Source organism: Microbacterium gubbeenense DSM 15944 (assembly GCF_000422745.1).
Classification (GTDB): Bacteria; Actinomycetota; Actinomycetes; order Actinomycetales; family Microbacteriaceae; genus Microbacterium; species Microbacterium gubbeenense.
Genome location: NZ_AUGQ01000036.1, coordinates 1 through 10,047, shown reverse-complemented (window position 1 = coordinate 10,047; position 10,047 = coordinate 1). Strand labels below are relative to the sequence as shown.

Sequence of the window (10,047 nt, the reverse complement as noted above, 5' to 3'; positions counted from 1 at the left end):
AGACTTCAGCACAATCGCCGCGACGAAACAGGCGAGCGCGAGGAAGAAGCCACCGATCAACCAGTCGCGGGGCTGGATAAAGAACGGTCCGAGCACCGTCGGTACGGTTCTGTTGATGCCCTGCCGTTCTAAGGTGCTGATGAACAGCAGAAGTGCCAGCACGACCACGGCCCACCCGGCGGCGACAGTCATCAGTGCGGCGAGCAAGAACCGCCGCTGGGGAAACATTGCTCTCAGACCCACCAACGGCGACCTCCTCCCAGCTCACGGGCCATACGCCCGGTAGCGCGGCTCCTGCCAATCCACGCTACCGGGTCCGCCTGGGTCAATCTGTAAGCGGGTAGGCGAGCTTATTCGCGTAAACGCGCCCCATGATCCTTGCCTCCGCCTCTGTCGGCATGCCCTCCGCATCTGCCGCCTCGAGGAGGAGAAACTCCGGGATCGGGACGTTCGCTTCGCCGAACACTAAGCCCTGCGACAAGGCTACAAACGCCTCTTCAACGTTCTTCGCGTCGCTGCTGAAACGCTCCTGGTAGAAGCGGGAAATGCGAGCCGCGGCGGTCACGGAGTAAACATCCTCGAGCGCGGTAGAGAGGCGCTTCGCGCTGTTACCGGAGCCGATTCGGTCCATGCTCGTGATCGTGAGGTACGCCTCGGCGTCCGCGAAGAAATCATCGTAGTCGAACCCGGTGTCGGCTCCTAAGGCGCCGAGATTGCTATCCATCCAGAATTCCAGAGGTGACGATCCCGCTTCGCGAGAGTACGTGCCCCAGAGCTGCAGCATGTCGAGGGCCCACCCGCCGAGGTCTCCGAAGTTGCATGCGTTTTGCGCGCCGTCAGTGCCCCAGTTCAAGTATCCGAGAGCCGTAGCGGCGAAGTGTTCGATGTCGCGTTCGACGATCGTTCCTTTGATCGGGGGCTGCGTGTCGCAGAGGTTGTGGCAATAACGTCGAGCGGAACCCAACTCGGCGGGAATAGCAAGCTCCGGAGTGTATGCCATCCAAAGCGGGCTCCCCCAGTATGTCGGTCGGCGCATCCATTCGAGGATGAATTCGTAGCCGAAGCTGGCGTACGCGCCGACTAAGACGGGAAGATCCGCAGCCTCCTGCGTCCATGCGTCTTCGGTGTTCGACACCCACTCTACGAGCGGGTCGCTCGTCTCCGGTGGGGACCCCGGAAGGAGCCGGTCGACGGCGGGATGCCGTCCGGACGCAGCGACCTTGTCGAGGTCCCATCCGCCACCGGCATAGCCATGGACCTCGTGGAACTGGTCGTAATTCCATGCATCCGGCAGGGGGAAACCGAGGTTGCCGGAGAACCCCGTGGACATATCGGAGACGAACGCGCTGCTCGCGTACCCGGCTTCAATGACGCGGGTGCAGATGTTGCGCGCTCCGTAGATCCCAACGCGGTAGCCGCTTCCGAGCTGCTCGTGCACGGCCCGGAAGTACGGGATGATGTGCGAGGTGACCTGCGGATCGGTTGCATCGAAGTCCACGGCGAAGTAGATGTGTGTGGGCGGGATCCGGAGTCGCAGCGCTGCCGCGGTTGCGTCCCGTGCGTGCGCCACGCCCTCTTCCGGTGTGAAGTGGCCCAGGCTTGTGGACTGGTACTGGTAGATGGGGAAGAACTTCATCCCGCCGGCGATGATGCGCTCGAGCTCGCCGGGGCGGATCGCCTTGAAGTAGTCCTCCGGGTCTGTCTCCTCCTGGCCCGGCTCTGTGAGATAGCGTCCGACGATCTCGAACCCGTCTGCTTGCAGGTGACCGAGAAGCTCGTCGGTGATCTCGAACCGTGTATCGCAGGCGATAGCGGCACGGTCAGGGTCGCCCTTCGACGTCAACAGGCTCATCCACGTCGTCGGGTCCACGGTGCCGGTGACCGGCAGTGCGTAGTCTCGCTGGAAGCTCCGCACCTGCTCCGTGAGCCCGGCGTGCCAGGTACGGCTCACCGTGTCGCCGTAGTCGTAGCAGGTCAGCGCTATCGTCGCGAGCCACACCCAGTCCGGGTTGGCCGCCGCGTTTCCCGGTGTGACGGTGATCAGTCGCGACCGGGTGCCATCGCCGAAGTTTCCTGTCGCCTCAGCCGGAGTGAACCCCTCAATGGCCTGCAGAATCTGGATCAGTGCGGTGTTCATCTCGCGGCTATATATCCCGTCGGCAGGGATGATGCCGGTGTAGGGCCGATACGTGCGGTTGATCTCCTGCTGCACCGAGCGGAGCTGCGGCTTGCCGCCCTGAAGAATGAGTAGTTTGAACTGCTTCATCGACAACAGCAGGTCCATGATGTCGATGTCGACGGTCGAAGTGGCACCGGCACCGAGACCGATGTCTGTTTTGAGTTCAATGACGGCGGCGCCGGTGCCTCCGTAGAAGTGCTGGGTGATGTTCGATCCGGTTGAGTATCCCTTGCACCACAGCGCGCCCTGGATGATGGAGTAGACGTTCGACTCCGCTTCGTCGTCATCATCCTGCTGTTGGACTCCACTCGGATATTCGGCGGTGAACCTGGCACGAGACGTCGGACCGAAACTGTCCGCCGTGTTCGTGATGCCGAACTCGATCTGTAGCGCTCGGGTCAGGCCGAAGATAGTGCCCCACCCCGGCTGCCCGTCTTCTGCAACATCGTTGTACCCGGTGCGCCCAGAATAGGTGCCGTTCAACCACCGTTGCGTGGCCAGAACCATCTCGTCCATCTCGTCCCCCTCGATTAGTAGAAGCGCGTGCACGCACATGCTACGAGATGAAATATCAGATCGGGGGGGACGATGGAGAAATCGTCCAACTCGGTAGTAATTCGAACGCGTTCCAACGAGAGAAGGACCTCGCGGCCGATGGGCTGATCGTCCCGGCAACGTGGCGAGCCGCCTGGGAGGAACCCGTGACCTGAGCGCGCTCCCGGCGTCAGCGCGGCCTCTGTTCATGTCCTCAACGCGGCACTGTCATGCTTCGCGACGACTCCTGTGCAACTCAGTGGTGGTAGAGGTCGAACTCGGCAGCGCACCAACCCAACCCCGGCAGAGGGTTTGAGTTTCCAGATGAGGCCTCCCATCTACGAAGAGGTCGGGTCACAAGACTGTATGTGCCAGCCGGGATCGCCTTGATGGTGACGAATCCGGTGTCCTGTCCCCAGTACTTGGTCAGCGTTGTCGTGGCGACGAGCCCAGGGTTTGAACCTCCGCGCTTGTACAGACCCATCTCGTAGGTCATGTGATGGAAAGTGTACGTCTCCGGGTATCCGGATGCAGGATTCTTCACAGACAGTGAGATGTCAGTGATGTTGACTTTCACGTTGCCGCTACCGAAGTTCCGTAGCGTGTTCCAAGTTACTCGGGGGTCGTTTCCGTCCACCTCTGCTGACTGACCCGCGTGGAGGCCGAAGTGCGTAACCATGCGATTTCCTTATCTGTTAACTTGTGCCGCTCATCTGAAGGGCTTGGTAGTTGGATCACCTGTGAGCAATAGATCTTAGAAACGGTCTCCAGCCGGTTCGCAGCGGGCCTTTGCTTATCGGGTTGCGTTAGACCTGCGCGAGTGTTCTAGTTCTCCCACGACCAGGGTGCGTCGGGAGCCGGGCGGAGCACAAGCACGTCGCCGGGCTGAATGTCATACCCGGTGGTGTGGTTATACGATGCGAACGAGTACGAGTCGATGCAGAACCGTGCGGCGATGGCTTGCATAGCGTCGCCGGGCTGCGTCGTGTAGGAGACGATCTGCCCGTCGCTGTTCAGCGTGGGATCGCCGCTCGCGAACTCGCGCGGCCCCGTGTCAGATATCTCACCTGCCAGCTCGGGAACGGTGACCGGCTCGGTGTTGTACGCGTAGGACGGCATGTTGATCCTGCCGGTGGGCGCGGATACGCAGTCCGGCTCGGCCGGTGTTGGTTCCGGGCTGGGTTCCGCGGTTGCTGGGGTGGTGGGAGGTGCCGGGGTAGCCGTCTCTGGCGCCGGTTCTGTAGTTGCAGTGGCGACTGTCTCCGGTGCCGGAGTAGCGGTGCATCCGGCGAGCATGACGACGGCCACCGCAGCAAGCGCAACGTTGGCGGGGAACTTTTTCATAGTTCGATACTGGACCTGCTGCCGTCGGGACGCCAGCTCCCAACTATTCTCAACCGCCATAGCGGTGCGCCTCGATCCGCCGAGCGCCCACTAGCAACGCCCGCGTCACGGTACATAGCCCCGGGTTGGCAAGCGTGTCTGCGCGCGCCTCACGCGTTTTTGACCAGCAGCAGACGCGACGAGCTCACGACGAGCTCACCGAACGGATGGCAGGAGGTCAGCATCCGCGCCGCGTGATCGGGGATGGCCTGCTGCGAGAAGCAATAGATCTACCCACGCCGGCATGTTGCCCGAACGGGCGCGTGCCTCCTGAATGTGACCTCGTCTTTGGTGAGGCGGTCGCCATCCAGAACGGCTGCGGTGCGGGCTTGGTCGATAAGGACATGCACGTCTGGCGGGAGCCGGCAAGTCGCGGGCTTCTTGCCGACCTTCTCAACGTTGCATGGCCCGCGCTTCTTACGCACGGCCGCAGCCGGCTCGGATGCGACGTGTGCGGCTACATCGGCGGGATCGGTCTCCTCGTCGGGCGCGGCTCGCGGAGCGCGCTGTGCTCCCGGTACGAAAACTCAACCGGCGAACTTCGCCGCGTCATCACCGGCACGAACCTGCGGTATTCTGACCCCGCGTCCTGGGAGCTTCGGTGAACAGGCCGAGGGAGAATCAACGAGCGCCGGCACTAGCAAAGGAGCATGAATGCCTACCTTCCAACTCTCAGCGTCACAGCAGAATAACGATGCAAAGAAATGGTCGACTCAACGCACCATGGTTGGGACCGTCTCGTTCCGCCCTACGGACATCGTCTTCTGGAGTGTGAAGGTAGGCCCGCAGTTCAAATTTGATGAGGCAACTTTCCAAGTCCGGCTGGTTAACACCAGCGGGAACGCGGTTTCGGGTTGGAAGACTTGCAAGAAGAAGTGGGGCCAGACGTCGACGAAGGTCAACCTTGGCACCTTCACATACAAGCGGGCATTCGCTCTAGAAACGAAGGTGTGGGCATACCAAGGCCCCTTCTTCGTGGAAGCGTTCTACGTCGACTGGCATGCGAACCTCCACTACACCGGCTGACTGCCTCTCGGCGGGCCCGCCTGGCCCGTTTGCATTGGGCAACAGCGAAGCTGCCCCTCCTCCGGATTTGCCGGCGGAGGGGCAGCTTCGCTGTTGCCCAGGCTGCGTCGTGATAATGACGCGGGGTCATTTCCTCAGTACGATCCCATGAATTCATCCACCACGAACCCAGCGTCGGTGGCGGCGAGGTAGCACTCTATCTTCGCATCTGAATGCTCAGCTCCGGATTGGTCCGTAAGGGTGGCGTTAGCCGTCAGAACCCACCCGCCCTCGGACCGGTGTGGGGCGCTGTCATCCTCGGACCAGTGGACGATAGCGCCGGCGGGGTTCATCCGGTCGGCTTCTTCTTCGCAGAGCCCGCGCGCTTCAGCCGACTGTTCCTCGCTCAGCGTCTCCACCTCGGCGGTCGGAGTAGCAGTTGGCACCTCAGACCCGGCGGTTTCCGCTCCTGCAGACTGTTCGCTCGGAGTCGCGCATCCAGCGAGGGTGAGGATGAGGCCCGCGAAGATCGCGGCCGACGCGGCAAGGCGGTTGCGATTCATAGTTGTCCTTAAAGACGAGTAACCATCAGTTCGCCAACAATAACTGATCACCAGCACCACAGAACAGGAATCATCTGTCCGTTCACCAGCCCCCGCCACGTGACGACCTTGGTCGTTAAAGTCACGCCGATCGTCGGCAGTCACCATATATGAGAGTTCGACCAGCGGGACGCAACTTGCAACTATTTTCACCCAGTAACCAAGCGCTTCTGAGATCCTGTGGGACACAGTTTGACTCGCCCCGGCGTGTCCGGAGAGTTATTGACTGGTGTCAGGCCGCTGTTTCCAACGACTGGTGGCGAGCGTAGTCGATCTGCTCGACCTCGCTCGGGGTGAGGTCGTCGAGCGAGCCGTGCATCCGCTCCGTGTTGAACCACGACACCCACTCCGCGGTCGCGGCCTCGACATGCGCGACGTCCCGCCACGGCCCCTCGAGATGGATCAGCTCGGACTTGTAGAGCCCGATCTGGGACTCCGCGAGGGAGTTGTCATACGCGTCACCGACGCTGCCGACTGACGGGTCGATATGTTCGTCGGCGAGGCGCTCGGTGAACGCGATCGACGTGTAGACCGACCCGGCATCCGTGTGATGCGTCAGCCCCGCGAACCCGGTGGCGCCCTCGCGGCGGCGCGTGAACAGTGCCATCTCGAGACAGTCCAACACCAGCGGCGTCGCCATCGATGTCGCGGCCCGCCATCCGAGGACGCGGCGTGAGTACGCGTCGAACACGAACGCGACATACACCCAGCCCGTCCACGTCCACACATACGTGAAATCCGCCACCCACAGCTGATCGGTGCGGAACCGACGGAAGTGCCGGTCGACGAGGTCCGCCGGCCGCGTCTGCCGCTCACCGGTATCGGCAGGCTTCTTGCCGCCGCCACGAATCACACCGCTGATCCCGAGCTCGCGCATGAGGCGCTCGACGGTGACGCGGGCAATGGAGTGGCCGTCTCGGCGCAGCCGGAGCCAGAGCTTGCGCGCCCCGAGGCGACGACGCTGCTTCTCCCAGGTGGTGAAGATGATGTCCTTCCACCTCTCGTCACGCTGTTCACGCGCCGACAGGCCGCGATCTCTCGCGTCGTAGTAGGTCGATGGGGCGATCCCGACACCATGCGAGGCGAGCACGGCACAGATCGACTCGACACCCCACCGCAGACCTCCATCAGCTCGGTCCTTGTGATCGGTGATGAACCTCACGATCGCTTCTGTGGCCGGTCGAGCTCGGCCGCGAAGAAAGCCGACGCGGCCTTCAGGATCTCGTTCGCCCGCCGCAACTCGGCGTTCTCGCGCTTGAGGCGCTTGTTCTCCTCGGCCTGCTCGGTCGTCACCCCAGGACGCTCGCCCGCGTCGATCTCGCGCCGCCGGATCCAGGTCCGCAGCGTCTCCGGGGAGCCGATGCCGAGAAGCCCGGCGACATGCCGGATCGCGGCGAGCTCGCTCGGATGATCGTCGCGGACCTCCGCGACCATCCGGACCGCGCGCTCACGCAGCTCGGCGGGGTATTTGCTGGGTCGTGCCATGAGACTGATCCTTCCAAGGAATCCAGTCTCCGGACACGCCGGGGCGAGTCAGTTTCCGGTTGCGCCCGAGAGGGCGGGCGGTTGTTAGAAGTCCCAGGTCCAGGGCTCGTTGGGAGCCGACCGTAGTACGAGGACGGCACCGGCCTGCAGGTCCCGCCCTCGAGTGCGGTTGTAGAAGGCAAAGGTGGTCGCGTCGATACAGAACCGCACTGCAATGGCGTTCAGAGCTTCCTCGGGCTGCACAGTGCGGACCACTCAGCGCAGTCACGCTTCGTTTGAGCCTTCACTGCAAGTGACCGTCGCGACGGAGGCGAGCAGCGTCGCGAAGCACGACCGTGCCTCGTCAAGGACGTGCACAGGGGGCAGTTCCGACGCCAACGCCGGCGCAGCGAGCACGCTCAGGTGACGGGTTCCTCCCAGGCGGCCCGCCACGTTGCCGGGCCAATCAGCCCATCGACCACGAGGCCCTTCTCACGTTGGAACGCGTTCGCGTTCTCGCGCGTTTCGTCTCCATAGAGCCCGTCGGACCCGTGTACCGAGAACAACCATCCTCGGTCTTCCATGCGCTGCTGCCACCGCCACAGGTGCTTGCGCAACTGCGCCGCGGTGCCGTACTTGTTCCCGTGGTGGCCGGACACGGACACGGCCGGGCCGTCCTCGGGGCCAAAGTACCAACCGCTCGGCAGCGGGAACGCGGGCGCGGCCGAGCCGCCCGAGGCAGGCCCCGGAATCGGCATCGGCGCGGGCACAGGCTCCGGCGCATGCGCTGCGCCGCCGAGTACCGCATTTGCGCGCGCGATGATCCGGTCAAGCTTGTCGTCCAAAACGTCGGGGCCAGGGCAAGCCGTGGCATATACCTGCGAATGCCAACCAACCCAGAACCCACTCTGCGTCGTGCCCGGCTTGTTCCGCTCGACGTGATTGACGCGCGGCGACTCCTGTGCGTGGTGCGCGATGACCTGCGCCAGCATCTCAACGATCGCCTCGGGGACCTCCCAACCGGGAGCACCACTAACGTTGGCGATCTCGACCGTGACCGCCCCCTGGTCATTCACGTAGAACGTGGACGACGGTGCAAGGTCCGGATGGACGATGCCGAAGACGTCGCCCCGTTTATCGGTCGCGTAGGTCGGGTGGCTGTCACGCTCGTTCGCGCCGACCATGTACGCGACCATGTCGCCGCCACCACCATTCGCCTGGTGATGGACCCAGATTCCGGTGACCGCCGACCCCTGACGGGAGCGCCCCCATCCGGTGTTGTAGACCTTCTTCGTAGTTGGAGCCCAGGTAGGCACCATCTCTCTCCTTCGAATATGACCATTCGCCCGCCCGACGTGATGCCGATGAGCGCTAGGAAGGTGATTCAGGCATCGCGCCGCGATCCTATCGGCTGGAAGGAGGCCGCCCATACGGTCCCCGCGCCGCACTTCCTCATAACCGAGCGCCCACATCGCAACGTTTGCCTCGTCCAAGCTTGGGTGAGGCAAACGCCCGTCCGTGAATTCGCTGCTGGTTGATGATTGTCTGACGTGCTTGGTCCGGCTATTGCACCCTGCCGTTCATATTCCGAGGTCGGTACTGAACCGCCCTGATCACATGTGCGTGATCGACGGTTGGGGTGGGCGCGGACAGCACGCTCGAGACCGTTCGTGTTGTGAATGCCAGGAATTACCTTCAGCGGACGACGTCACCGTTTGAGTGCAACATGAGCTAGCTCTTGTGACGCCTGCCCCTACCGAGCGGACGCTCGCCTAGAGTCTCCCGGGCTCGGTCGCCCGCACCATCGCCGGGTCGCTCTGCCGTGATGAGGATAACCGCATACGCGCGGCGCACGTGTCTCGCATCCCTAGAGTTCAGAGACGTCTTATGAAGGGTTGAGTACCGACTTTCTACGTCGCATGTTTCTGAGGCAAAGCGATTCTCACAACTATGTCTCGCAAGTGATTGACGAGAAGTGGATACACGTCCTTAGTTGCGAGACACCCGGAGGACCCCGAAATGACAAAGCTGATCGGCTACGCACGAGCGTCCACCCGTCAGCAGTCAACGGATCGACGAGAAGCAGACCTTCTGGCTGCGAGCGTCCGCCGAGATGATCTGTGCACCGATCACGGAGTCTCCGGTGCCCGTGCATCTCGCCCCGAGTTCGATCGTGCAATCGAAACAATCGAAACCGGCGACACTCTCGTCACCATCACACTGGATCGGTTGGGCTGATCGACACAGAACATGCTCGCCTTCGCTGACGAGCTCCGCGCGCGAGGCGCAGGATTGCGCGTGCTGAACCTTGGAGGCGGTGACGTCGACACGTCCACGCCGATGGGGTCGATGCTGTTCACCGTCATGGCAGCACCCGCGCAGATGGGACATCACATCAAGCGCGAGCACATCGTTGACTCGATCGGCAAACGACGCATTGGGCTGACCCCGTTTTGTAGGTCCGGTGGTTCTGAGAGTCGTCCTGTCGCCCGCGGTTGTGGGCAGGGAGACTGGTCAGATCATGTCGAACAGCAGGAAGCGTCACACCCCGGAACAGGTCGTCCGCAAGCTCGGCCAGGCCGACAGGATGCTCGCCGACGGGCGGGATGTCGCGGCGGTGTGCCGGGAGCTCGGAGTGTCCGAGCAGACGTACTACCGGTGGCGGAACCATTACGGCGGGCTCAAGGCCGACGACGCGAAGCGCCTGAAGGAGCTCGAGAAGCAGAACGCGACGCTCAAGCGGTTGCTCGCCGAAGCGGAGCTGGAGAAGGCAGCGCTCAAGGAGCTGGCTGAGGGAAACTTCTAGGCCCGGGCAGGCGCCGCGCCGCCGTGGCTCACCTGATCAGGACACTGCGGGTGAGCGAACGGATGGCGTGCCGT

At 62.9% G+C, this 10,047-nt stretch carries 8 protein-coding genes and 2 pseudogenes; 3 read left to right on the top strand and 7 right to left on the bottom strand.

Annotated features, from left to right (window positions below):
- The 4 genes from G510_RS0112620 to G510_RS18365 all read right to left on the bottom strand — a co-directional run.
- On the bottom strand, positions 1-207 hold a 207-nt coding region (locus G510_RS0112620; RefSeq protein WP_157560630.1), incomplete at its 3' end, for a hypothetical protein.
- A 118-nt stretch (positions 208-325) separates the two neighbouring features.
- Complete coding sequence (locus G510_RS0112615) at positions 326-2,695, bottom strand: glycoside hydrolase domain-containing protein (RefSeq protein WP_029153908.1); 2,370 nt, start codon at positions 2,693-2,695, stop codon at positions 326-328.
- 274 nt (positions 2,696-2,969) lie between these two features.
- Positions 2,970-3,392 carry a hypothetical protein gene (locus tag G510_RS18370; protein WP_157560628.1) on the bottom strand — a complete coding sequence of 141 codons (423 nt, stop codon included), beginning with the start codon at positions 3,390-3,392 and terminating at the stop codon, positions 2,970-2,972.
- Between the two features lie 146 nt (positions 3,393-3,538).
- A complete protein-coding gene (locus G510_RS18365) occupies positions 3,539-3,832 on the bottom strand; it encodes a LysM peptidoglycan-binding domain-containing protein (protein ID WP_029153907.1) in 294 nt (97 codons plus the stop codon).
- Between the two features lie 918 nt (positions 3,833-4,750).
- Here G510_RS18365 and G510_RS0112595 point away from each other — a divergent pair.
- Positions 4,751-5,122 (top strand): hypothetical protein, encoded by a 372-nt coding sequence (locus G510_RS0112595; protein WP_157560627.1) that lies wholly within the window; start codon positions 4,751-4,753, stop codon positions 5,120-5,122.
- A gap of 134 nt (positions 5,123-5,256) precedes the next feature.
- Here G510_RS0112595 and G510_RS0112590 read toward each other — a convergent pair whose 3' ends face one another.
- The 3 genes from G510_RS0112590 to G510_RS18735 all read right to left on the bottom strand — a co-directional run bounded on the left by G510_RS0112590 (position 5,257) and on the right by G510_RS18735 (position 8,483).
- Entirely contained in the window at positions 5,257-5,664 is a 408-nt protein-coding gene (locus G510_RS0112590) for a YPYG domain-containing protein (RefSeq protein ID WP_029153904.1), read from the bottom strand.
- A gap of 271 nt (positions 5,665-5,935) precedes the next feature.
- Positions 5,936-7,188, bottom strand: a protein-coding gene (locus tag G510_RS0112585; protein WP_157560625.1) for an IS3 family transposase whose coding sequence is annotated in 2 segments (ribosomal slippage) — positions 5,936-6,906 and positions 6,906-7,188 — 1,254 coding nt in all. Because the reading frame shifts where the segments join, the coding sequence is not laid out codon by codon here.
- A gap of 398 nt (positions 7,189-7,586) precedes the next feature.
- Positions 7,587-8,483 carry a peptidoglycan-binding domain-containing protein gene (locus G510_RS18735; RefSeq protein ID WP_211219198.1) on the bottom strand — a complete coding sequence of 299 codons (897 nt, stop codon included), beginning with the start codon at positions 8,481-8,483 and terminating at the stop codon, positions 7,587-7,589.
- Between the two features lie 703 nt (positions 8,484-9,186).
- Between G510_RS18735 and G510_RS18055 the strand changes: the two are divergent.
- Together G510_RS18055 and G510_RS0112565 are read left to right on the top strand one after the other, a co-directional pair.
- Positions 9,187-9,603: pseudogene (locus G510_RS18055) on the top strand (recombinase family protein); the annotation flags it as partial.
- 85 nt (positions 9,604-9,688) lie between these two features.
- A pseudogene (locus tag G510_RS0112565) lies at positions 9,689-10,047 on the top strand (transposase); the annotation flags it as partial.

Bases quoted from the DNA above. Each gene is read 5' to 3' on its own strand.
- G510_RS0112595 (WP_157560627.1), top strand. From the start codon at position 4,751: ATGCCTACCTTCCAACTCTCAGCGTCACAGCAGAATAACGATGCAAAG.
- G510_RS0112615 (WP_029153908.1), bottom strand. From the start codon at position 2,695: ATGGACGAGATGGTTCTGGCCACGCAACGGTGGTTGAACGGCACCTAT.
- G510_RS0112590 (WP_029153904.1), bottom strand. From the start codon at position 5,664: ATGAATCGCAACCGCCTTGCCGCGTCGGCCGCGATCTTCGCGGGCCTC.
- G510_RS18365 (WP_029153907.1), bottom strand. From the start codon at position 3,832: ATGCCGTCCTACGCGTACAACACCGAGCCGGTCACCGTTCCCGAGCTG.
- G510_RS18370 (WP_157560628.1), bottom strand. From the start codon at position 3,392: ATGGTTACGCACTTCGGCCTCCACGCGGGTCAGTCAGCAGAGGTGGAC.